Origin of the sequence: Streptomyces novaecaesareae (genome assembly GCF_000716875.1) — a bacterium.
GTDB classification, from domain to species: Bacteria; Actinomycetota; Actinomycetes; order Streptomycetales; family Streptomycetaceae; genus Kitasatospora; species Kitasatospora novaecaesareae.
The window spans coordinates 1-22,959 of sequence record NZ_JNWQ01000100.1; the positions used below are offsets into that span (position 1 = coordinate 1).

The 22,959-nt window shown below is 74.3% G+C and carries 20 protein-coding genes; 10 read left to right on the forward strand and 10 right to left on the reverse strand.

Annotation, left to right across the window (positions count from 1 at the left end; genetic code table 11):
* Positions 1–157: 157 nt before the first annotated feature.
* From OP86_RS28425 to OP86_RS28435, 3 genes are all read left to right on the forward strand, one after another.
* Positions 158–637, forward strand: coding sequence for a GNAT family N-acetyltransferase (locus tag OP86_RS28425; RefSeq protein WP_030062371.1), 480 nt, complete (start codon positions 158–160; stop codon positions 635–637).
* 127 nt (positions 638–764) lie between these two features.
* On the forward strand, positions 765–1,766 hold the full coding sequence (locus OP86_RS34050) for a CAP domain-containing protein (protein ID WP_051830846.1): 1,002 nt from the start codon (positions 765–767) through the stop codon (positions 1,764–1,766).
* Positions 1,767–1,975: 209 nt separating this feature from the next.
* Positions 1,976–3,580: a sigma-70 family RNA polymerase sigma factor gene (locus OP86_RS28435; RefSeq protein WP_051830853.1), complete on the forward strand. Its 1,605-nt coding sequence runs from the start codon at positions 1,976–1,978 to the stop codon at positions 3,578–3,580.
* Between the two features lie 20 nt (positions 3,581–3,600).
* On the opposite strand, the gene OP86_RS28440 is transcribed toward OP86_RS28435, so the two are convergent.
* Positions 3,601–3,837: a hypothetical protein gene (locus tag OP86_RS28440; RefSeq protein ID WP_030062374.1), complete on the reverse strand. Its 237-nt coding sequence runs from the start codon at positions 3,835–3,837 to the stop codon at positions 3,601–3,603.
* A gap of 625 nt (positions 3,838–4,462) precedes the next feature.
* Between OP86_RS28440 and OP86_RS28445 the strand changes: the two genes are divergently transcribed.
* Positions 4,463–5,392, forward strand: a complete 930-nt coding sequence (locus tag OP86_RS28445) for a carbohydrate kinase family protein (RefSeq protein ID WP_033333793.1) — start codon at positions 4,463–4,465, stop codon at positions 5,390–5,392.
* Here the strand turns inward: OP86_RS28445 and OP86_RS28450 are convergent.
* Positions 5,364–5,903 (reverse strand): GNAT family N-acetyltransferase, encoded by a 540-nt coding sequence (locus tag OP86_RS28450; RefSeq protein WP_030260072.1) that lies wholly within the window; start codon positions 5,901–5,903, stop codon positions 5,364–5,366. The two genes, OP86_RS28445 and OP86_RS28450, sit on opposite strands and share 29 nt — an antisense overlap.
* A gap of 230 nt (positions 5,904–6,133) precedes the next feature.
* Here OP86_RS28450 and OP86_RS28455 point away from each other — a divergent pair, with 230 nt between their 5' ends.
* The gene (locus tag OP86_RS28455) at positions 6,134–7,153 is read left to right on the forward strand and encodes a polysaccharide deacetylase family protein (RefSeq protein ID WP_051830849.1); all 1,020 of its coding nucleotides are present in this window, start codon (positions 6,134–6,136) and stop codon (positions 7,151–7,153) included.
* A 23-nt stretch (positions 7,154–7,176) separates the two neighbouring features.
* Here the strand turns inward: OP86_RS28455 and OP86_RS28460 are convergent, their stop codons facing one another.
* From OP86_RS28460 to OP86_RS28475, 4 genes are all read right to left on the reverse strand, one after another.
* Positions 7,177–7,608 (reverse strand): YchJ family protein, encoded by a 432-nt coding sequence (locus OP86_RS28460; protein WP_030062379.1) that lies wholly within the window; start codon positions 7,606–7,608, stop codon positions 7,177–7,179.
* A gap of 114 nt (positions 7,609–7,722) precedes the next feature.
* Positions 7,723–8,379, reverse strand: a complete 657-nt coding sequence (locus tag OP86_RS28465) for an NADPH-dependent F420 reductase (protein ID WP_030062380.1) — start codon at positions 8,377–8,379, stop codon at positions 7,723–7,725.
* A 130-nt stretch (positions 8,380–8,509) separates the two neighbouring features.
* The gene (locus OP86_RS28470; protein WP_030260079.1) at positions 8,510–10,048 is read right to left on the reverse strand and encodes an FAD-dependent monooxygenase; all 1,539 of its coding nucleotides are present in this window, start codon (positions 10,046–10,048) and stop codon (positions 8,510–8,512) included.
* Between the two features lie 27 nt (positions 10,049–10,075).
* Positions 10,076–10,690 (reverse strand): acyl-CoA-like ligand-binding transcription factor, encoded by a 615-nt coding sequence (locus tag OP86_RS28475; protein ID WP_030062383.1) that lies wholly within the window; start codon positions 10,688–10,690, stop codon positions 10,076–10,078.
* Positions 10,691–10,894: 204 nt separating this feature from the next.
* Between OP86_RS28475 and OP86_RS34055 the strand changes: the two genes are divergently transcribed.
* Positions 10,895–11,296, forward strand: a complete 402-nt coding sequence (locus OP86_RS34055) for a cytochrome C oxidase subunit I (RefSeq protein WP_157849862.1) — start codon at positions 10,895–10,897, stop codon at positions 11,294–11,296.
* A gap of 80 nt (positions 11,297–11,376) precedes the next feature.
* On the opposite strand, the gene qcrB is transcribed toward OP86_RS34055, so the two are convergent.
* A complete protein-coding gene (gene qcrB / locus OP86_RS28485; RefSeq protein WP_030260083.1) occupies positions 11,377–12,999 on the reverse strand; it encodes a cytochrome bc1 complex cytochrome b subunit in 1,623 nt (540 codons plus the stop codon).
* A gap of 409 nt (positions 13,000–13,408) precedes the next feature.
* On the opposite strand from qcrB, the gene OP86_RS28490 reads away from it, so the two are divergent.
* From OP86_RS28490 to efeB, 3 genes are all read left to right on the forward strand, one after another.
* Complete coding sequence (locus tag OP86_RS28490) at positions 13,409–13,729, forward strand: hypothetical protein (RefSeq protein ID WP_030062387.1); 321 nt, start codon at positions 13,409–13,411, stop codon at positions 13,727–13,729.
* Positions 13,730–13,986: 257 nt separating this feature from the next.
* Complete coding sequence (efeU, locus tag OP86_RS28495; RefSeq protein ID WP_030062388.1) at positions 13,987–16,068, forward strand: iron uptake transporter permease EfeU; 2,082 nt, start codon at positions 13,987–13,989, stop codon at positions 16,066–16,068.
* Positions 16,068–17,450: an iron uptake transporter deferrochelatase/peroxidase subunit gene (efeB, locus tag OP86_RS28500; protein ID WP_030260086.1), complete on the forward strand. Its 1,383-nt coding sequence runs from the start codon at positions 16,068–16,070 to the stop codon at positions 17,448–17,450. Before efeU ends, efeB begins: the two co-directional genes overlap by 1 nt.
* A gap of 177 nt (positions 17,451–17,627) precedes the next feature.
* Here efeB and OP86_RS28505 read toward each other — a convergent pair whose 3' ends face one another.
* Together OP86_RS28505 and OP86_RS28510 are read right to left on the reverse strand one after the other, a co-directional pair.
* Complete coding sequence (locus OP86_RS28505) at positions 17,628–19,076, reverse strand: sensor histidine kinase (RefSeq protein ID WP_234435071.1); 1,449 nt, start codon at positions 19,074–19,076, stop codon at positions 17,628–17,630.
* Positions 19,073–19,753 carry a response regulator transcription factor gene (locus OP86_RS28510; protein WP_030062391.1) on the reverse strand — a complete coding sequence of 227 codons (681 nt, stop codon included), beginning with the start codon at positions 19,751–19,753 and terminating at the stop codon, positions 19,073–19,075. Before OP86_RS28510 ends, OP86_RS28505 begins: the two co-directional genes overlap by 4 nt.
* Before the next feature lie 197 nt (positions 19,754–19,950).
* Between OP86_RS28510 and OP86_RS28515 the strand changes: the two genes are divergently transcribed.
* The gene (locus OP86_RS28515; protein WP_030260090.1) at positions 19,951–21,435 is read left to right on the forward strand and encodes a glutamate synthase subunit beta; all 1,485 of its coding nucleotides are present in this window, start codon (positions 19,951–19,953) and stop codon (positions 21,433–21,435) included.
* Between the two features lie 140 nt (positions 21,436–21,575).
* On the opposite strand, the gene OP86_RS28520 is transcribed toward OP86_RS28515, so the two are convergent.
* Positions 21,576–22,959, reverse strand: a 1,384-nt coding sequence (locus OP86_RS28520) for an MFS transporter (RefSeq protein ID WP_245231836.1), incomplete at its 5' end; no start/stop codon positions are given.

A 22,959-nucleotide genomic window follows, 5' to 3' on the forward strand; every position in this document is an offset into this window, starting at 1 on the left:
TCACGCTCACAAGCTAGCGATGCCGCAGGTCAAGGATCAAATCTGCGGGTCAGAGCACTGCGGTCCGCCTTGACGGCGAATCGCAGCCCGTTGCCCTGCCCCGCAGGAAGTCCAAATCCTCCCCGACCCAAAGGCCGGGGTCTCCTAGGAGGTTCAGATGAGCGACAACCCCACCGCCCGCTGGCGCGTGTCCGGGCCCGAGGCCGCCGACTTCGCCGCCTGGCGTGAACTCTTCGGTGGGTACTGCGAGTTCTACCGGGTGCCGTGCCCGGAGGAGAAGGCCGGGCTGGTGTGGTCCTGGCTCATGGATCCGGCCCATGAACTGTCCGGGCTGCTGGTTCGGGACGGCGAGGGGCGGCCGGTCGGGCTCGCCCACTACCGGCCGTTCTCCCGGCCGCTGCACGGGGCGGTCGGCTGCTTCCTGGACGACCTCTTCGTCGTGCCGCAGGTGCGCGGCGGCGGGGCGGTGGACCTGCTGCTGGCCCGGTTGCGGGAGATCGCCGCCGAGCGCGGCTGGAACACCGTGCGCTGGATCACCTCCGAGACCAACTACCGGGCCCGCGGCAAGTACGACCAGGTCGCCACCCGGACCCCGTTCCTCACCTACGACATGGCTCCGGACGCCCCGTCGAGCTAGTCACGTCCTACGGCCGCGACCGAGCCGCCGGACATTCGTTCGGACTTTCTGTTATCGGCGCGCTGCCGGGAGGTCTCCCAGGTGTCGGCACCCGACCAGCCGGCCCGGAGACAGAAAGCGTGACCACGTGAACAGCGACGACAGGACGACCATCCTCCCGGCGACGGGAGAGGACGGCGGTGCGGGCGGGGCCCACGGCCGCCCCGGTGGCCGGGCCGCCCGGCGGGCCGCCGAGCGGCACGCCGGCCGGGGGCGTCGGGCGCGGCGGCGTGGCGGGCTGGTGCCGGTCACCGCGGTGGTCGCGGCGGTGGCGGGCACCGGGCTGATAGCCGCGCTGGCCGGGGCCGGGTACGCGGCGTACGGCGGCAAGCAGACCGACCGGGACGTCGCGGGCCAGGCGCTGGCCGCCGATGCGCTGATCGCCGCCGAGGTCGGTACGCACGCGGGCATCCAGGTGCCCGGCGCCGGGGTCGCGGACCCGGCCCTTCCGGTGCCGTCGGGCAGTCCGGCGGCGACCGACCCGGCCACCGCCCCGGCCGCCGACCCGGGCGCCCCGGCCACCCCGTCCGCCACCACCCCGGCCTCCCCGACGGCACCGGCGCCCGCGACCCCGAGCCCGGCCGCCTCCGACTCCGCCGCCAAGGCGACCGCGAGCGCCACCCGGACCGCCGCCGCGGCCGCAGCGCCGACCACCGCCCGGCGGACCGCCTCCGCGCCGGCCACCCCGGTGGGCGGCGGCGCTTCCGCCTCGTACGCGCAGCAGGTGGTGGATCTGGTCAACGCCGAGCGCGCCAAGGCCGGTTGCGGACCGGTCAGCAGCGAACCGCGGCTGGCGAGCGCGGCCCAGTCGCACAGCGACGACATGGCCGACCGCAACTACTTCGACCACGCCAGCCCCGAGGGCTACCACGCCGACCACCGGATCGAGGCCACCGGCTACCGCTGGAGCACCTGGGGCGAGAACATCGCCCGCGGCCAGAAGGATCCGGCCGCCGTGATGGACGCATGGATGAACAGCCCCGGCCACCGCGCCAACATCCTGAACTGCGCCTTCAAGCAACTGGGTGTCGGGGTGCGGACCGGTTCCGGCGGCCCGTGGTGGACGCAGGTGTTCGCCGCCCCGGCCTGACCCGCCCTCGTACGGGCCACGCCCGCGCCCCCGTCCGAGCCCCCGCCCCTCGCCTCCGCCCTCGCTCCCGCCCGCACCGACCGGCCCGATGCGGTCGTCGAGCCGGGCCGATTTTCCGATTCCGCGCACATTGTTGTTATCTGATCACTCCCCACGGGTCTCCGAGGAGGCAGCGGCGGACGGAAACACGGCAAGACGGAGTGCGGACCATGAACGCTGATGTGCAGAACAGGGCCGGAACGACCCTGGTACTCGCGGCGCAGGCAGGCGACCGGCAGGCCCAGGAGGCGCTGGTCGCCGCCTGGCTGCCGCTCGTCTACAACGTGGCCGGCCGCGCCCTTGGCGGCCACGCCGACGTGGACGACGTCGCGCAGGAGACCATGATTCGCGCCCTGGACGGGCTGGACGGGCTCCGCGACCCGGAGTCGTTCCGCTCCTGGCTGGTCGCCATCACCATGAACCAGGTCCGCCGCCGACACGCCGCCGGCCAGCAGCAGCCGACCGTCGGCGGGCTGGACGAGACCTGGGAGGTCGCCGACCCGCGGGCCGACTTCACCGACCTCACCATCCTGCGCCTCGGCCTCTCCGGCCAGCGCCGCGAGGTCGCCGAAGCCACCCGCTGGCTCGACCCCGACGACCGCGAACTGCTCGCCCTGTGGTGGATGGAGGCCGCCGGCGAACTCACCCGCGCCGAACTCGCCGAAGCCCTCGACCTGAGCCCCCAGCACACCGCCGTCCGCGTCCAGCGGATGAAGAAGCAGCTCGAAGCCGGCCGCGTCGTCGTCCGCGCGCTCGGCGCCTACCCCCGCTGCCCGGGACTGACCGAGGTCACCACCGGCTTCGACGGCACCCCGAACTCGGTCTGGCGCAAGCGCATCGCCCGCCACATCCGCAGCTGCGCCGCCTGCGACGGCCTCGGCCGCGACCTGTTCCCGGCCGAGGGACTGCTGGCCGGCCTCGTCCTGGTGCCGATCCCGCTCGACTCGCCCCTGCTGCTGCACTTCCAGCACACCGCGGCCACCGTCGCGGCCCAGAGCGCTGCCGGAGTCGGAACCGGAGCCGGAGCGGGGTCCGGTACGGGCCTGGGCACCGGCTCCGGGTCGGGAGCCGGCGCGCACGCCGGCGCGGGAGGCCACGGCGGCTGGGCCGGCACCGCCGCCCGCAAGGCCGTCCTGGCGAGCGGTGCGGCCGCCGCGGTCGCCGTGACCACCCTCGCGCTGGTCTGGCCGCAGCAAGCCGAGCCCCCGCGGGCCGCGGCGCCGGAGCCCAGCTCACCGGCCACCGCCCTCGACACCCCGGCGGTCGCGGCCGCCCCGGTGGCGGTCGTCCCCTCGCCCGTGACGACGCCCACGCCCACGGAGACCCCGACCCCGACGCCCACCCCCTCGCCGACCCCGACCCGTACGGTCACGGCGGCCCCGGCGCCCAACCCGGAGCGCCAGCTGGTGGACCTGGTCAACGCCGAGCGCGCCAAGGCCGGTTGCGGACCGCTGCGGATCGACCCCCGGCTGCACACCGCCGCCCAGAAGCACGCGGAGGACATGGCCACCCGGGGCTTCTTCGACCACGTGAACCCGGACGGAGTCCGCGCCGACGCCCGGATCACCGCCGTCGGCTACCGCTGGTCCCAGTGGGGCGAGAACCTCGACCGGGGCCCGACCACCCCGGCCGCCGTCTTCGCCCGCTGGATGGACGGCGGCATCCACCAGTCCAACATGCTCGACTGCGGCTTCAAGGACATCGGCGTCGGCCTCGCGACCAACTCGGCCGGCACGCCGTACTGGACCCAGGACCTCGGAGCGCCGATGTCCTGACCGGGCGGGAGGGTACGGCCCTACGTCGGTGTGACCGCGATCAGCCCGTCCGCCGAGCCGGTCACGAAACCGGTGGCCTGCCCGACGACACCGCCCGCGTCGCCGACCTGGCCCGGCACCAGGTCCGGCGCGCTGCTCAGCGGCCCGGGCAGACCCTCCTGCCCGCCGACGGCACTGGCGTGCGCACTCGGCGCGGTGAGGGAGGCCACGAAGCCCACGGCGAGCGAGGCGACGGCGAGCATGCTGCGCTTCTTCATGGCCGGTCCAACGAGACTGCGCCGGAAGGGTTACGGCGGCAGCCGCGCGCGAAGACGTTGGACGGCCCGCGAGCCGACCGGGACTCAGGCCGGGCGGCGGGCGGGCCGTGGGAACCACCATGGCCCCACCCGCCCCTGCCGGTCAGGAGCGCACACGGGGCGGTCGGACGCAAACCGGCGCGCCGGGGCGTGCACCAGCCGCTTCGGGCCCGTGTTCGAACCCCCGTCTGCGAGGCGACGCTCCCCCAGCCTTCGGCCGGGAGGTACCCCCACCTCCGTCTTGCGATGCACGCACCCCAGCGCCGCGCGCTGATCCGACGCGAATTGTCAGACACGCCCTCGTGGACCTCGGACCGGCGGGGGCACGATCGGTCCGATCGTCGCTCCGGGGCCCGACGACACACCGTCGTCCCCCGGACGGCTCACGGTGATGGCGCGGCCCCCGCCGGCCCCCTAGCGTCGGAAGTGCCTCGTCCCCTGACGGACGAGCCACGGCCGCCGGACCTGGCCAGGTCCGGCGGCCGTACTGTGTGGCCGTACTGTGCTGCCCCGGTGCTGCCCGCCCGGTGCGCCCCGTAGGCTGGCGGACGAGAGGACGCCCGCGTACCGGATGCCAGGAGCCGCCGTGACCAGCCCAGTTCCGCCCGTTCTGGTGATCGGTGAGTGCGTGGCCGACATCGTCCGTTCGGAAGGCGCCCCGGACGAGGTGCACCCCGGCGGCAGCCCCGCGAACGTCGCGTACGGCCTGGCCCGGCTGGGCCGCCCGGCTACGCTGCTCACCGAGCTGGGGCCGGACGACAACGGCCGGCTGATCCGCGCGCACCTGGAGTCGGCGGGCGTGCTGGTCCGGGCCGCGGAGGTGGCGCGGACGCCGTCGGCCGTGGTGCGGCTGGACGGCGAGGGCCGGGCCCGGTACACCTTCGACATCGGTTGGACGCTCCCGCCGACGGAGCTCGCCGAGGCGCCCGCCGCGATCCACCTCGGATCGATCGGCGCGGTGACCGAGCCGGGCGCGGCGGCGGTGCTGGCGCTGGTGGAGCGGTGGCGCGGGCGGGTGCCGGTCAGCTACGACCCCAATGTGCGCCCGGCGCTGATGGGGGAGCGGGCGGAGGCGCTCCGGCGGGTCGAGCGCTGTGTGGCGCTGAGCGACCTGGTGAAGGCGAGCGACGAGGACCTGGCCTGGCTCTACCCGGGCGAGCGGCCGGAGGCGGTCGCCGAGCGCTGGCTGTCCCTGGGGCCCTCCGTGGTCGCGGTGACCCTCGGCGCCGAGGGCGCGTTCGCCCGCACCGCCGAGGGCGGACGCGCACAGGCCCCGGCCGTCCCGGTGCCGGTCGCGGACACCGTGGGGGCCGGGGACTCCTTCATGGCCGCCTTCCTGTACGCCCGCGCGACCGGCGCCGACCTCCCGACCTGCCTGACCCACGCGGTGACGGCCGCCGCCCTGACCGTCGCCCGCCCGGGCGCCAACCCGCCGTCCGAGGCCGAGCTGGCGGCCGCCCTGGCGGACCGGCGCAGCGCCGACCGGATCAACTCACGGTCTGCTCAAGGGCAGTGAGCTCCTTGCCGTACCAGACCTCGGCGTACGGGCCGCCGTTGTAGGCGGGGATCTCCCGGTAGCCGTTGCGGAGGTAGAGCGCGCGGGCCTCGACCAGGTCGAGGCGGGTGTCGAGGACGATCCGCTCGGCGCCGAGGGCTCGGGCGGCCTCGTCGACGGCGGCGAGCAGGCGGGCGCCGCCGCCGGTGCCGCGCAGCTCGGGGCGGACGTAGACGCGGGTCAGCTCGACGGTGGTGGCGTCGAGCCGGCGCAGCCCGGCGCAGGCGTGGGCGGTGCCGTCGTGACGGCCGATCAGGAACCGGCCGTCGGGGGCGGCGAGGTGGTCGCTGGGGGAGTCGGCGAGCCCGGACTCCAGTTGCTCGGGGGTGCCCTCCCGGCCGAGGTGCAGGCGGTAGTAGCGGTTGGCCACGTCGTAGTAGTACTCGCGCAGCAGTTCCAGGGCCTCGGGCGTGGTCACGTCGGCCGTGGCGACGGTCCAGAGGTCGGGGCGGCGGGGCGCGTCGTTCGTCATGCGCGCATGATCGACCGCCTGGTCAGGGCACCGCAATCGGTTTTCCGGGCTGGTCCGACGGCCGGCCGGTGCGGGCCCGGCAGGCGGCCGGTGCGGGCGGACGGCAAAGGAACGGCAAGGCGTCCGGCGCGCCGTTGCCCCGGGCGGGTGACGAGGGGATTGGCGGGGGTGCGCGGTGGGGGAGCAGTGCAGCTATGGACAGACCATCAGCTTGTCAGATTAACGGGGGTTTGAGGGGGAGTCAGAAGCGCCGGGGCGGTGCACGGACCGGCCTGCTGGCCGCCGTCTGCCTCTCCGCCGTGGTCGCCGGCTGCGCCGCTCCGGCCGGCCCCGCCGGCTCGAAGGCAGCCCCGGCCAAGGCGGAGCCGGCCCGCACGGCCGCGGCCCCCGCCGCCGAGGCCGCCGCGGCGCCGGGAGTCGCCGTCGAGGCCGCCGACCGCGGCGCGGGCCGGGTACCCGCCGCGCCGCCGCTGCTGCCCGGCCTGGCCCGGCAGGAGGAGGAGACCAGCAGCGAGGCGGTCGCCCGCCAGGAGGCGAACGTCAGGGCCGTCCTGGAGACCGCCCAGCGGTGGGGCCTGGAGGCCCCTCCGCTGAAGGCCCCGCCGCGCCCGGCGACCAGGGCCCAGCTCACCCCCGTGCAGGGCGTCAAGCTCGCCGAAGGCCGCCCGCCCGTGGTCTACCGGGTGCCGACCGACGACAAGGTGGTCTTCCTGACCGTCGACGACGGTGCCGAGAAGGACCCGGCGTTCTCCCGGATGGCCGAGGAACTGGGCATCCCGCTCAGCGCCTTCGTGTCCGACTACCTCGTCCGCGAGAACTACGGGTACTTCCGCGACATGCACGCCCAGGGCGTGGAGATCAACAACCACACGATCAACCACCGCAACCTGAAGGTCCTGGACTACGAGACCCAGCGCCAGGAGATCTGCAACCAGCAGGACCAGCTGGAGCAGCAGATCGGCGTCCGCCCCCGGCTGTTCCGGCCGCCGTACGGCGAGTACAACGACGACACGCTGCGCGCGGCGGCCTCCTGCGGGGTGCAGGCGGTGCCGCTGTGGAACGAGGAGGCCTTCCCGGACCACATGGAGTGGCGCTACGACGACCGGCAGCTGCACCCGGGCGACATCATCCTCACCCACTTCCGGGGCCCCGACATCTGGAAGGCGACCATGCCGGACCTGCTGCGCAAGGTCGTCAACGACGTCACCGCCGCCGGCTATGCCCTGGGGCGGCTGGACGACTACCTGTAGGTCTGCCCCCCGGGGGGCGAGCCTCAGCCGAGCGAGAGGGCGTCGAGGTACACCCAGGCGCCCTCGTGCCGCACGAAGCGGCTGTGCTCGGTGAGCACGCCCTCCTCGCGGCCCTCCGTCCAGTACGCCCGGAACGCGACCGTGCCCTCCGCGTGGAACGCGCCGCCCTCGCTGGTGGAGACCACCTCCAGCCGGGTCCAGCGCAGCGCCGGGTCGAAGTCGACCTCGGCGGGCCGGGTGTCCGGGTGCCAGGTGCGCAGCAGGTACGCCTCGTCCTGCGCGGCGAAGGCGCTGAACCGGGAGCGCATCAGGGACTCGGCGGTGCCGGCCGCCGCCTGGCCGCGGTGCAGCCGGCCGCAGCAGTCGCCGTAGGCGGCGGGCAGGCCGCACGGGCAGGGGGAGGAGGGCAGCAGTCGGGGAGCGGCGGTGCGGGGCGCGGAAGGACGTCGGGACATGCGTCCATTCTCCCCCACCCCGGGCGGCTCCCACCCGCCCGGGGTCCGGCGGGCGGCTCCCACCCGCCTGGGGTCCGGCGGGCGGCTCCCACCCGCCCGCCGGACCCGTCCGCCTCACGCGGGGCGGCGGAAGGAGTAGTTGAACTCGGCGTCGCCGAAGTGCCGCATCATCCGCAGCCAGAACGGCATCAGCATCTCCATCGCCCGGGCGGCCGATACGTCCCCGAGGTCGATGATCCACTCGGCCGGCCAGCCGAACTCGCCGAGCAGCGCGACGGCCTCGGCCTTGGCGCCCGCGTCGTTCCCGGCGACGAAGAGGTTGTGCTCGCCGGTCAGTCGGCCCGGCTCCACCATCAGATCGCAGTTGAGGGTGTTGAGCGCCTTCACCACCCGGGCCTCGGGGAACTCGCGCTGGATCCGCTCGCCGACGCTGTCGGTGTTCACCGGGTCGAGGGTCACCTGGCCGTCCGGGGCGAACACCAGCGGGTTGGAGACGTCGATCAGCAGCTTCCCCGCGAGGTGCTCCGCCCCGGCGGCCCGCAGCGCCTCCAGCGCGACCGTCCCGCCGGTGGCGTTCAGCACCACGTCGCCGAAGGCGGCCGCCTCGGCGAAGGTCCCGGCGTGGGCGCCGGGGCCGGACTGCCCGGCCCAGGCCGACCCCTTCTCGTTGTCCTTGCGCCGGGAGCCCAGCGTCACCTCGTGGCCGAGCGAGACCAGCTTGCTCCCCAGCGTCTGCCCGACCATGCCCGTGCCGATGATTCCGATCCGCACCGTTTCCCCGTCTCGTCAGGTGGCGGCCCGCCCGGCCGGACGTGCCGGCGACGACCATAGTTGACCGGGCGTCAGGTGTGACGGAACCGGCGGATCGCCACGGGTGGTCGGTCCGTCCGGGTGTGCGTGCTCAGGCGTGGGCGTCGCCGAACCAGGCCTGCAGCGCCCGGGTGAGGCCGTCCGGGTCCGGCTCGCCGACGGCCGAGGCCCAGGCGACGTACCCGTCCGGGCGCAGCAGCAGGGCGCCGGCCGGGGGCTCGGCGCAGTCGGCGGCCACGGCGTCCACCCGGTCCTGCCAGCCCGCCGCGCGGTCCGCGTGCTCCCCGCCGGTGAGGTCGAGCAGCAACGGGCGCCCGCTGCGGGTGAGTTCGGCGAGTCGGACGGGCCCGGCGGCGGTGGTGAGCGCGAGGTCCGGCGCGAAGCGCCCGGCGAGCGGGTGCGGGCAGTCGGTGTCGTAGCGGATGTCGCTGCCCGCCATCAGCGCGGCGATCCGCCCGAGGTTGTCCTCGTACGAGAGCAGTTCGCCGAACAGGGCGCGCAGGGCCGTGGTTTCGGGGCCGGGGGCCATCAGGGCGAGTTGGGCCTGCGAGTGCATGAAGACCCGCTCGCCGATCGGGTGCCGTTCGCGGTGGTAGCTGTCCAGGAGGCCGGGCGGGGCCCACCCCCGCACTTCGGCGGCGAGCTTCCAGCCGAGGTTGGCGGCGTCCTGCAGGCCGAGGTTGAGGCCCGGGCCGCCGGTCGCGGCGTGCACGTGCGCGGCGTCGCCGACCAGCAGGACGCGGCCCTGGCGGTAGCGCTCGGCGAGCCGGGTGTTGTGGCCGGCCTGGCGGCGCGGGGTGAAGGGGCCGGCCGTACGGGCCGGGGCGAGGGTCAGGTCGGCGCCGGTCACCCGGTGGATGCTGGCGCGCAGCTCGTCCAGGGTGAGCGGGGTTTCCTCGTCGACCGGCGGGCCGCCCCACTCCATGGTGGCGACCATGGCGGCGTCCGGGCTGAAGGGCGCGAGTACGAACACGCCGTGCTCGGTGCGGGTGTGGGTGAACGGGCGGAACGGGATCGGGCAGCCGGGCAGCAGGACGTCGCCGCTCTCGGTGACCCGGGCGCCCTCGGGCGGCAGCACGTGGGCGATCCGCGAGACCGGGTCGGGCGAGGTGACGCCGGGGAAGCCGATCCCGGCGAGCTTGCGGACGGTGCTGCGGCCGCCGTCCGCGCCGACCAGGTAGCGGGCGCGCAACCGGCCCTCGCCGTCGGGGCCCTGGTAGTCGACCGTCACCCCGGACGGGTCCTGGCTGAACCCGGTGACCTCGCAGCCGCGGCGCACGGTGACGCCCAGTTCGCGGGCGCGCTCCTCCAGGACCTCCTCGATCCGGTGCTGGGGCACGGGCACGGCGTGCAGCGGGTTCCGGTCGAGCCGGTGCAGTTCCAGCGGGAAGGCGCCGAACACGAAGCGCGGCACGGGCTGCGGCGCGCCCGGGAGGCCGCTGATCGGCTGGTGGAGGCCGCGGTGGTCGAGCAGCCGGATCACCTGGCCGACCAGCCCGTTGGCCTTCTGCGCGCCCGAGCGCGCGGGCAGCCGGTCCAGGACCTCCGGTCGGACTCCGGCCAGCGCCAGTTCGCAGGCAAGGAACAGCCCGACCGGGCCGGCGCCCACGATGACGACATCATTGGTCATTCCACATCCCCCTCGGATGAAGCGAGTTCACATGGCTGACGGATCGGGCAGCCCGGCCGCGAGCTGTCGGAGCGCCTCGCCGAGCAGCGGCTGGAACGGCACCACCGGGTCGGCCGCCAGGTAGTGCTCGTTGGCGACCTGCAACGCGGAGAGCGCGGCCGAGGCGACCAGCTTCGGGTAGAGGTCCCGGTCGGCGTCGGTCCCGGTCCGGGCGGCGACCGCCGCCGCCAGCTCGGCCCGGATCGTCGCGCCGCCGCGGGTCAGCTCGGCCTGGAGCGACGGCTCGCGCAGCAGCAGACGTATGGCGGTGATCCACCTCGGGTCGGGCTCCTCGGCCGCGCCGTCGTACGGTGCGGCGAGGGCCCGGGTCAGCGCCTCCCACAGCGGCTCCTCCGCGGGGCGGGCCCGCAGCGCGGCGGCGGCCTGCAGGACCCGGTCGCGGTGCCGGAAGACGATCGCCTCGGCCTTGCTGGAGAAGTAGTTGTTGTACGTGCGCGGGGACACCCCGGCCGCGGCCGCGATGTCCTCCACCCGGACGTTCTCCAGCCCCCGTTCCGCGGCCAGGCGCAGCGCGGCCCAGCTCAGTGCCTCCCGCGTCGCGGCCTTCTTCCGTTCCCGCAGACCGGGCCGATCCGTCGTCATGGCCACCACTGTCGCGCAAAAAGTGCGTGGCACGCAAGAGTGCGCGGCACGCAAGTTTTTTCGGGCATACGGGGCGGTGGCGAGCCGCCTGCCGCCTGCGGTTCGTCGCTGGTAGTAGTTGCCTGCTCGCGCAGCGAACTCGCGCGGGGGCCCGTCCCCGCAGGTATTGCGACGGGACGACCCGACAGGACACGAGGAGCGGTCATGGGTGGCAGACAGCGTCCGCCGAGAACGCGGAACCCCCGCCGGGGACGGCCGGACGGGGGCGGCTCCCGGGCCGGCTCCCGGGTGGAGTTCGCCCGGATCGAGGGCTTCCTGGCCTGGGAGGCGGAGGTCGCGGCGGCCGAGCGGGACGCCCGGGCCTTCGCCGGACAGTTCCCCTGGCTGCCGGCGGCGGAGCGGGAGAGCCTCGAACAGGCCTACACCGCCGACCGGTTGCGCTACGCCGAGGAGGTCGTGGACCGTGCCGTCGAGCGCTGCCGCCGACTGGCCGCCCGCTACCGCGGCGAGTGCCGCCGGATCTGCACCCGCTGGGCGGCGCTCTGCCTCTCCGTCACCCTGGCGGCGGCGCTGTTCGCCGTCGTCCCGGCGGCCCTGCGGAGCTGAGCCCGCGGAGGTCGGGTCAAGGCTGAGGGCCCGCCGTGCCGTTGCCGGCGCGGCGGGCCCTCGTCGTGCCCGGAGCGGGATCAGTGGTGGCCGTGGCCGCTGGTGACCTCGGTGTGCTCCTCCGCGGTGGGCTTGGCGATCTGGCTGTACTGGCCGTAGAAGCCGCGGGACAGCTTGACCCGTGCGCGGGTCAGCAGTCCGGCCTTGCGGACCACGCCGTTCTCGTCCACCTCGGGCGGCAGTTCCGTCGGCTGCGGCTGGTCGTGCGCCGTGAGGGTGTGGAGCCGGGCCTGCGGCAGCGATTCGTGGATCTCGATGAACTCGCCGTGCTGGAGCCGCTTGATGACGCCGGTCTCCCGGCCGTGCAGCACCTTCTCCTTGTCCCGGCGCTGGAGGCCCAGGCACCACCGCTTGGTGATCACGAAGACGATCACCGGCAGGGCGAAGAAGCCGGCCCGCACCGCGTAGGTGATCGCGTTGATCGAGAGGTGGAAGTGGGTGGCCAGCAGGTCGTTGCCGCCGCCGGCCAGCAGGATCAGGTAGAGGCTCACCCAGGCCGCGCCGAAGGCCGTGCGGACCGGGGCGTTGCGCGGCCGGTCGGCGAAGTGGTGCTCGCCGCGGTCCCCGGTGACCCAGGCCTCCAGGAACGGCCAGCACCAGATGAGCAGCAGCACGGTCGGGAAGATCATCAGCGGGATGAACACCCCGAGGTTCAGGGTGTGGCCGCCCCAGACGCTGATCTCCCAGCCGGGCATCACGCGGATCAGGCCCTCGGAGAAGCCCATGTACCAGTCCGGCTGGGCGTCCGTGGACACCTGGTCGGGCCGGTACGGGCCGTACGCCCAGATCGGGTTGACCGTGGCGATCGCCGACATCGCCGCGACCACGCCGAAGACCAGGAAGAAGAAGCCGCCCGCCTTGGCCATGTAGACCGGCATCAGGGGCATCCCGACCACGTTCTCGTTGGTCCGGCCGGGCCCGGCGAACTGGGTGTGCTTGTGGTAGAAGACCAGGATCAGGTGCGCCGCGAGCAGGCCCAGCATGATCCCCGGGATCAGCAGGATGTGGACGGTGAACAGCCGCGGGATGATGTCGGTGCCCGGGAACTCCCCGCCGAACATGAAGAACTGCAGGTAGGTGCCGACGATCGGGACGGCGAGGACCGCGCCCTCCATGAAGCGGATGCCGGTGCCGGAGAGCAGGTCGTCCGGCAGCGAGTAGCCCATGAACCCGTCGAACATGCCGAGGAACAGCAGCAGCGCGCCGAAGATCCAGTTGATCTCGCGGGGCTTGCGGAACGCGCCGGTGAAGAACACGCGCAGCATGTGCGTGAACATCGAGGCGATGAAGACGATCGCGGCCCAGTGGTGGATCTGGCGCATCAGGAGGCCGCCGCGCACCTCGAAGCTGATCCTGATCGTGGACGCGTAGGCCTCGGACATCGGGATGCCCTTGAGCGGGACGTAGGAGCCGTCGTAGACGACCTCGCCCATGCTCGGGTTGAAGAAGAGGGTCAGCCAGACGCCCGTCAGGATGATGATGACGAAGGTGTAGAGCGCGACCTCGCCCAGCATGAAGGACCAGTGGTCCGGGAAGATCTTGCGCAGATTGGACTTGGCCAAGGCGTAGATGCCGAGCCGGCCGTCGGTCCAGTCGGCCAGCGCCTCGACCTTGTTCGTGGGCTGGGCGCGCGTGCTGGTCACCGGTCCCGGCTGCGACTGCTGGTCGGTTCTCACGACGGGCTCCCCGGCGTCCTCGGCACGGCGTGCTGGAGACCCGCCGGCGGGAACCCCGGCCGGCGAAGTGTTGTGATCATGGGACCTCTCGATACGGGTCCGCCGGCCGGACCGGCGCGCGGACCGGGGCGGTTCGCTGGACCCGTTGCTCAGGGTGATGGGGCGCTTACTCTGTCATGCTGTCGGCAGGGGCCCGACTGTGCACGTCCATCGGCCCGTCCGGCCGCTCGTGTCGGGCCGGACGGGGGCTCCTGACGCCCGATCGGCTGGCCGCCGGTCGGCCCAACGGCCGACGATGCTGCGGTCGGGTGCCGCTGAACCGTTTCGGCGCGCGCCGCGCCCGGGAGTCGCGCGACCCACGGCCTACGCTGCGCCAATGGTGGATCACCGTGAACTGTTCGAGGACGTCACCGAGGCCCTGGCCCGCGCCGGGTTCGACACCGCGCCGGGCCCCTCACCGCTGTGGATCGGCCATCACCCCGAGGGCGTGGTGGTCGGCTGGACACCGGGCGCGGAGCCGGGCGGGCCGCCCACCCGGGAGGCGCGGGCGGCGCTGAGCGGCGCGGCCGCCCTCGTGCTGCGCGAGTGCGGCTACCTGGTCGACGAGACGGAGGCCGGTGATCTGCTGGTGCGCTCCGCCGAACCGGTGACGGTCCCGGCCGAGCCGGAGCCGGTGCCGGAGCAGTGGTGGGGGTGAAGGGCCGCCCCCGCAGACCGCGCCGTCCCTGCCGACCGCGCTGACGCGCAGTTTTGGGGGACGCGTGGGGGTTCCCATACCGAACCCTTACCTGGGGCAGGGGTGCAGTTGACCAGCGCGGCTCTAAGGTTTGCCTAAGCTAAGCCGAAGCGCCCTGGACCACGACGTCCGGGGCGTTCGGCATGCCGTTCCACCGCCACCGCAGTGGAACGAGGACAGGTGACAACCCGGGGCGGCCCGGGGGAGGAGCCCGCTGCATGTGGGATGAGGCGTTTCCCAGCTTCCTGATCGGGCTGCGCGAGGGCCTGGAAGCCGGACTGATCGTGTCGATCCTGGTCGCCACGCTGGTCCGGGCGGGCCAGAAGGCCCGGTTGCCCCAGGTGTGGACGGGCGTCGCGGCGGCCCTCGCACTCAGCCTGAGCTTCGGTGCGGTGCTCACCTTCACCGCCGCCAACCTCTCCGGCCACGCCCAGGAGGCGTTCGGCGGGGTGCTCAGCCTGATCGCGGTCGGCTTCGTCACCGCGATGGTGTTCTGGATGCGGCGCTCGGCGCGCACCCTCTCCGCCGAACTGAAGGAGAAGGTCCAGGCCTCGCTGGCGATCGGCGCCGGCGCGCTGGTCCTCACCAGCTTCCTCGCGGTCGCCCGCGAAGGTCTGGAGACCTCGCTCTTCCTGTGGACCAACGTGCGCACCGCCGGGGAGTCCACCGGGCCGCTGATCGGCGCGGCCGTCGGCCTGGTGCTCGCCACCGGGCTCTGCTGGGCGCTGTACCGGCGCGCGCTGAAGATGAACCTCACCCGGTTCTTCACCATCACCGGCGCCGGGCTGATCGTCGTCGCGGCGGGCGTGCTCGGCTACGGCCTGCGCGACCTGCAGGAGTCCGGCCTGGTCGGCGGCGGCAGCACGTACGCCTTCGACCTGAGCGGGCACCTGGACGCCTCGTCCTGGTACGCCACGCTCGTCCAGGGCACGCTCAACCTGACCGTCACCATGACGGTCCTGCAGGTCGTCGGGTACGTCGCGTACCTGGGCGTCGTGATGACGATGTTCATCGAGGGCGTCCGGGGTGGTGCGGGCGCCACGGCTCCCGCGTCGGCGCCGGCTCCCGCGAAGGGTGAGTCCGCGAAGGGCGAGTCCGGGGCGGTCGGGGCCGTGGCCGGGGATGCCGAGCCGGTGCGTCCGGGCCGTCCGCGCTGGGTGCTGCCGACCGCGCTGGTCGCCGTGCCGGTGGTGCTGGCCGGAGCGGTGATCGCGGTCAGCGACGGCAAGCAGGACAGCACCGCCACCGTGTCCGTCTCCGAGCAGGACTGCGGAAAGGGCTTCGCCTCCCCGCAGCCCGGCCAGCAGGTGTTCCAGCTGCACAACACCGGCGACAAGGTCTCCGAGGTGTACCTCGTCGACCCGGGCACCGGCGCGGTCTACGGCGAGATCGAAGGCCTGGCACCCGGCACCACCCGGGCCCTGACGGCCACCATCGGCTCCGGCGACTACGCCTGGCGCTGCGTGCCCACCGGCGGGAAGACCGTCACCTCCGCCGCCGTGCACATCACCGGCGGCAGCGAGGTCAAGGCCGTCAAGCCGGTCTCCGAGGACGACCTCAAGGGCCCGCTCGACGCCTACAAGGAGTACGTCGACCAGGGCCTGGCGACCCTCATGACGCAGACCCAGAAGCTCCAGGCCGACGTGCACTCCGGCGACCTCGCCACGGCCAGGGCCGACTGGCTCGTCGCGCACCTGCAGTACGCCTCGCTGGGCGCCGCCTACGGCACCTTCGCCGACCTCGACGGCAAGATCGACGGACGGCCGGACGGCCTCGCCGACAAGTACCAGGACAAGGGCTTCACCGGCTTCCTGCGGCTGGAGTACGGCCTCTGGCACGGCCAGTCCGCCGCCGACCTGACGCCCGTCGCCGACGAGCTGGCGCAGAACGTCGCCAAGCTGGTGCACGACTTCCCCACGCAGGACTTCGCGCCGAGCGACCTGCCGCTGCGCGCCCACGAGATCCTGGAGAACACCCTCCAGTTCGAGCTCACCGGCGACACCGACATGGGCAGCGGCACCAGCCTGGCCACCACCCAGGCCAACCTGGCCGGCACCCAGGAGCTGCTGACGCTGCTGCAGCCGCTGCTCGACGAGCGTGACCCGCAGGTGCTGGTCCGGGTGAACGCCGGGATGAAGCGGGTCGGGGACCTCGTCGCCGCCGCCCGTACGCCCGAAGGCTGGACCCCGGTCGACCGGCTCCCCGCCGACAGCCGTCGCCGGATCAACGGCGCCACCGGGCAGCTGCTCGAAGACCTCGCTCCCGTCCCCGCCCTGCTTGAGATCCGGAAGGCCGCCTGATGACCGACCACACCGCAGCCGCCGGCTCCTGCCCCTTCCCGCACGCCGCCGCCGCCGTCGATACCGCTGCCGAGACGGCTGCCGATACCGCTGCCGTCGAGAAGGCTGTCGTCGAGACCCCCGCTGCGCAGGGCGGCTGTCCGGCCGGGCCGGCCCGGCGCGGGTTCGTCCGGGCCGCGCTCGGCGCGGGCGCCGGAGCGGCCGTGCTCGCCGGCGGTGCCTTCACCCTCGGCGCCGGTCCGGCCGCCGCCGGGGACAGCCACCAGACCAAGAGCGGCGCGGTGCCGTTCCACGGCGACCACCAGGCCGGCATCACCACCCCCGCCCCCGGCTACGCGGCCTTCGTCTCCTGCCAGGCGATCGCCCAGGACCGCAAGGGCCTCGAAGAGCTCCTCAAGACCCTGACCGAGCGGATCCGCTTCCTCACCGCGGGCGGCACCCCGCCGGACCTCGGCGTCGGCGCGCCGCCCTCGGACAGCGGCATCCTCGGCCCGACCGTCCCCACCGACAACCTGACCGTCACGGTCGGCGTCGGCGCCTCGCTCTTCGACGACCGCTACGGGCTGGCCAAGGCCAAGCCGGTCAAGCTGGCGCCGATGAAGACCTTCCCCAACGACAACCTGCAGGCCGCCGAACTGCACGGCGACCTCTCGCTGCAGATCTGCGCCGACCGCCAGGACACCGTGCTGCACGCGCTGCGCGACATCACCCGGCACACCCGGGGCGCGATGCAGATCCTCTGGCGGATCGACGGCTTCCAGAACCAGTCCCGCCCGGACGGCGCCCAGCGCAACCTGCTCGGCTTCAAGGACGGCATCGTCAACCCGGACACCACCTCCTCGCGGGAGATGGACCGGCTGGTCTGGGTCACCGACGGGACGGGTGAGCCCGCCTGGGCGACCGGCGGCAGCTACCAGGTGATCCGGATCATCCGGATGCTGATCGAGTTCTGGGACCGCGTCAAGCTCAGCGAGCAGGAGAAGATGTTCGGCCGCCGCCGCGACACCGGCGCGCCGCTGGACGGCCACCAGGAGACCGACGCGCCGGACTACGCCAAGGACCCGGACGGCAAGGCGATCCCGCTCGACGCGCACATCCGGCTCGCCAACCCGCGCACCGCCGACACCGACGCCTCGCGGATCCTGCGCCGGGGCTTCAACTACGACCGCGGCATCGACACGGCGGGCAACCTGGACATGGGACTGGTGTTCTGCTGCTACCAGCAGGACGTGGTGCGGCAGTTCGAGGCCACCCAGACCCGGCTCATCGGCGAGCCGCTGGTGGACTACATCTCGCCCACCGGCGGCGGGTACTTCTTCGTCCTGCCCGGCGTGAAGGACAACGCCGACTGGCTCGGGCGGGGGCTGCTGGCGGCCGTCTGACGGTGGTGGTGTGCGGGCGGGCCCGGTGTGCAGCGGCGCACCGGGCCCGCCCGCGTGCGTGAGTTCGGGTCGTCCTGGGCGTCCAGGAGCCGAGTACGCGCTCAGGAGCCGAGTACGCGCTCAGGAGTCGAGTACGCGCTCAGGAGTCGAGCACGCGCTCAGGAGTCGAGCACGCGTTCAGGGGCCGAGGGTGAAGCCGATGACCGCCCCGCCGCCCTCCCGGTTGGCGGCGAAGGCGGTGCCGCCGTGCGAGCGGGCCACCTCGTGCACGATGGCCAGGCCCAGCCCCGAACCGGGCAGGCTGCGGGCGGCGGTGGCCCGGTAGAAGCGGTCGAAGACCCGGTCGAGATCGGCCTCCTCGATGCCCGGGCCGCGGTCGCGCACCTCCACGCGCGGGCCGCGCACCACGACCTCGATCGGGCCCGCCCCGGCCGGGTCGAACTTGGCGGCGTTGTCCAGCAGATTGCCCACCGCGCGGGCCAGCGCGTCCGGGTGGGCGGTGACGGTGGTGCCGTCCGCGTCCACGGTGATCTCCCGGTCGCTGCGCCGCCGGGCCTGCGCGGCGGCCGCGTGGACCAGCTCCGCCAGCACCACCTCGACCGGTTCCTCGTCCTCCTTGCGGTCCGCCGCGAGCGCCACCAGCTCCTCCACCAGCTGGGTCAACTCCCGTGCCTCCTCGGCCAGATCGGCCATCAGTGCGGCGCGCTCCGCGGGGGGCAGCCGGTCCAGGGAGGGCAGTACCGAGAGGTTGGTGCGCAGGCTCGTCAGCGGGGTGCGCAGCTCGTGCCCGGCGTCCTGGACCAGACGGCGCTGGTTCTCCTTGGCGGTGGCCAGCCGGACCAGCATCCGGTCGAAGGCCCGGCCGAGCCGGCCCACCTCGTCCGTCCCGGCGGCGGGCACCGGGACGTCCAACCGGCCGCTGGCGGCGACCAGTTCGGCCGCGTCGGTGAGCCGGACCAGTCGGCCGGTGATCCGTCCGGCGAGCAGCCAGCCGACCGCGCCCGCGATCAGCACGACCGCGGCCACCACGGCCACCATCTGCTTGCGCAGCTTCTCCAACAGCTCCTCGATGTCGCCGAGTTGCTGCACGATCTGGACGGCGCCGCGGCCGCCGCCGAGCGAGACCACGCCCACCCGGCAGGTGTTGCCGCCGATGCGGCGCACATCGGTCACCGTCCGGGCGGGGGCGTCGGCGCGGGCGAGCTCGCGGTCGGCCGTCGTGGCGGGGAGGTCGAGGTGGGCGGTGCCCGGGAGGACGACCCCGTCGGCGGTCAGGGCCTGCGCGGTGACCCGGATCGGGTGCAGCAGCTGCTCGCTCAGTCCGCTCGGGCTGTTGAAGTCCCCGGGGTACAGCTTCTCGCGCTCGACCTGGCCGCTCACCGCCCGGACCGCCGAGGTGAAGTCGTCCGTCTCGTCGTCGCGGATCAGGTGGGCGGCGGCGCGGTAGCCGAGCAGGCCGATCAGCACCGCCACCAGCGCGGCCATTGCGGCGAAGGCGAGCGAGATCGTGGTGCGCAGGCCGGTGCGCGGGCCGGTGCGCGGGCGGGTGCGCAGAGCTGTGCGCAGGTTGGTGCGCAGGCCTGTGCGCGGCAGGTGTGGGCGGCGGGGTGCCGCCGGGCCGGTCACTGGCGGCGCAGCGTGTAGCCGACGCCGCGGACGGTGTGGATCAGCGGGGGCAGGCCGGGGCGGTCGAGCTTGCGGCGCAGGTAGCCGATGAAGACGGCGAGGTTCTTCGAGCCCGGGCCGAAGTCGTACCCCCAGATCCGCTCGTACAGGGTGGCCTGGTCGAGGACGGCTCCGGCGTGCCGGGTCAGCAGCTCCAGCAGGTCGAACTCGGTGCGGGAGAGTTCGAGCTCCTCCCCGGCGCGCCAGGCCCGCCGGGCGGGCGGCTCGATCCGCAGGTCCGCGACGGCCAGGACCTCGGCGGCGGGGGCGGGCGGGTTGCGGCGCAGCAGGGCGCGCAGCCGGGCGAACAGCTCCTCCACGTCGAAGGGCTTGACCAGGTAGTCGTCGGCGCCGGCGTCCAGGCCGGCGATCCGGTCCGGGACCTCCACCCGGGCGGTGAGCATCAGCACCGGGGTGCGGTCGCCGGCCTCGCGCAGCCGGCGGCAGACCTCCAGCCCGTCCGGCTCCGGCATCATCACGTCGAGCACCAGGACGTCCGGGCGCTGCTCGGCGAGGACGGCCAGGGTCTGGGTACCGTTCGTGGCGATGCGCACCCGGTAGCCTTCCAGCATCAGCGCGCGGCCGAGCGATTCGCGGATGGCCCGGTCGTCCTCGGCGATCAGCACGGTGTGGGTCATGGCGACGATTCTCCCTGGCGTGCTCACGGCGGTTACCGGCGGGGCCGCAGGACGGCCGGGCGGGCTCGTACGGCCGCGCTTTCGCCTGCTGCTCCGTGGGCGTACGGTGGCCACACCGGGCGTACGGCGGCCACCCGGTGCCGCGGTCGCCGGGCGGGCCGCCCGGTCCGTGTCGGCACGTCCTGCCGGAGGCCGCGATGGCAGACCGGATGGCCTTCCTCACCACCCCGCGCGCGGAGCGGGCGCGGCGGGACGCGCGGCAGCGGCTGGAGGACCGGCGGGAGGTGTACCGGCCCGGCGAGCTGCTGCCGCTGGTGGGCGGGCAGGCGGAGCGGTGCATGGACTGCGGGCTGCCGTTCTGCCACAGCGCCTGCCCGCTGGGGAACCTCGTGCCCGAGTGGAACCGGCTGGTGGCGGCCGAGGACTGGCGGGCCGCGGCGGACCGGCTGCTGGCGACCAACAACTTCCCGGAGTTCACCGGGCGGCTCTGCCCGGCGCCCTGCGAGAGCGCCTGCGTGCTGGCCATCGACGGCGCCGCGGTGGCCATCAAGAACGTGGAGCTGGCCATCGCCGACCGGGCCTGGGCCGAGGGCTGGGACGGTCCGCGGCCGGCGGAGCAGGGTGGCGGTGGGCAGGGTGGCCGTGGGCGGGTCGCGGTGATCGGCTCCGGCCCGGCCGGGCTGGCCGCGGCCCAGCAGCTGACCCGGGCCGGTCACGACACCACGGTGTACGAACGCGCCGACCGCCCCGGCGGGCTGCTGCGCTACGGGATCCCGCCGTTCCGGCTGGAGAAGCACCGGCTGGAGCGGCGGCTCGACCAACTGCGGGCCGAGGGCACGACGTTCTGCACCGGGGTGTGGATCGGCCGGGACGTCGCGGGCGAGGAACTGCGGGCCGGGTACGACGCGCTGGTCGTCGCGGTCGGTGCGACCGCCTGCCGGGAGCTGCCGGTGCCCGGGCGCGAACTGCCCGGGGTGCACCCCGCGATGGACTACCTGACCTGGGCGAACCGGGTGGACGAGGGCGACTGCCCGGTCTCACCGGTCTCCGCCGAGGGCCGCCACGTGGTCATCGTCGGCGGCGGGGACACCGCGGCCGACTGCCTGGGGACGGCGCTGCGCCAGCACGCCGCCTCGGTCACCCAGCTGGACATCAACCCGCGCCCGCCGGAGCACCGCGCGCCCGGGCAGCCCTGGCCCGTCCACCCCAAGGTGTACCGGGAGACCACCTCGCACGAGGAGTCCGGCGCTGTCGCGGCCGGGCCCCGGCTGTTCGCGGCCGCCACCGTGGGCTTCGAGCCGGGCCCGGACGGCCGGCTCGCCGCCGTCCGCTTCGCCGAGGCCGAACCCGCCGACCGCAGCCCGCGGACGGGCACCGAGCAGCGCCTGCCGGCGCAACTCGCCCTGCTCGCGCTGGGCTTCACCGGGCCGGAACCGGACCAGCGGCTCTTCGCCCAACTCGGCCTCGCCACCGGCCCGGAGGGCACGCTGGCCAGGGACGACGGCTTCGCCACCACGACGGAGGGCGTGTTCGTCGCGGGTGACGCCGGGCGCGGGCAGTCGCTGATCGTCTGGGCGATCGCCGAGGGGCGGGCGGCGGCCGCCGCGGTCGACCGCTACCTGCGGGGCTGCACCGAACTCCCGGCACCGATCCGGGCGTCGGCGCGGGCGCTCACGGTGTGAGGGCTTATGGGGGGCGGGGGCTCCCGGGTGGGGTTCGCGGGGGTGGCGGCTCGTGCGGGTGGCGGTGCCCGGCTCGGCCCAAGCGGCCACCGTCCGGCGCCGGGTCGGCGTCAACACCTTCATCCGGCCTCTTCGGGTCGTCATGGGGTGGGCTTCGCGGCGGGTTCGGTCGGGGGTTCGGCGGCGGGTTCGGTCGGGGCTTCGGTGGCCGGTTCGGCGGCGGGTTCGGTCGGGGCTTCGGTGGCCGGTTCGGCGGGGTGGGTGCGCTGGTCGTAGTGCCAGAGCGCGGGGATCGCGGCGGACAGGACGGCGGCGCTGCCGAAGCAGAGCAGGCCGCCGGTGCGCAGGGCGGCCCGGATGCCCTGCCGGGCGGCGAGGCCGCCGGCCCGCAGGTCGCCCAGGGCGGGCCCGGCGGAGCCGATCAGCATCTCCAACCCCGCTGCGCGGCCCCGGAGTTCGTCCGGAATGGACTGGTTCCAGATCGCGCTGCGGAAGGTGTCGCCGATCCAGTGCGCGCCACCGGCGACGGCCAGGCAGAGCAGTACCGTCCACAGGTTCGGGGCGAAGGCGGCGGAGGCCGTCGCCACGCCGACCAGGGCGGCGGAGAGCACCACCAGTCGGCCGTGCCGGTGCACCCGCTCCGTCCAGCCGCCGGTCGCGGCGGCGGTCAGGCTGCCGACCGCACTGGCCGAGTAGAGCAGGCCCAGCGCCCAGGTGGCGTCCAGGTCCTCGGCCAGGAACGGGAACAGTGCGGTGGGCAGGGCGAAGACGGTGGCCGCTAGGTCGGCCAGGTAGGTGCCGATCAGGTCGGGCCGCCGTGCGGCGTACCGGGCGCCATCGGTGAACTCGCTCAGCCGGGGCTTCTCGGCGTCCCGTTCCGAGGGGACGGGCCGGACCCGGGCCAGCAGGGCGATCGAGAGCAGGAAGCTACCGAGGTCGACCAGATAGGCCGCGGGGACGCCGGCGGTCGCGATCAGCAGCCCGGCGGCGGCCGGGCCGACCACCCCGCCGATGCTCCAGCGCAGGGAGAGCAGGGCGCCCGCCGCGACCAGCTGATCGTGCGGCACCAGCCGGGGGATCATCGCCTCGATCGAGGGCTGCTGGATGCCCTGCAGGGCCGCCGCGACCCCGGCGGCGACGTAGAGCGGCCAGACGGCGGGGGTGCCGAGCAGTGCGTTGGCCAGCAGCAGGGCACTGAGTGCGGCCAGTGCGAGCTCGGTGGCCAGGGCCACCGTGCGGCGGTCGGCGCGGTCGGCGAGGACGCCGCCGTAGAGGCCGAACAGGATGGTGGGCACGAGTTCGACCGCGCCGACGGTGCCCACGGCGAGCGGCGAGTGGGTGAGGTCGGCGATCTGCAGGGGGATCGCCGTCATGGTGAAGATCGAGCCGAGGAGAGTGATCGTGCCGGAGGTCCAGGTCAGCCGGAAGTCCCGGGAGGACCGCCAGGGCGCGGTGTTGGGGAGGAGTCGGGAGAGCCAGGGCCGTGGTCGGGAGCGGGAGGGGTGGGGCCGGGAGGGGCGGCGT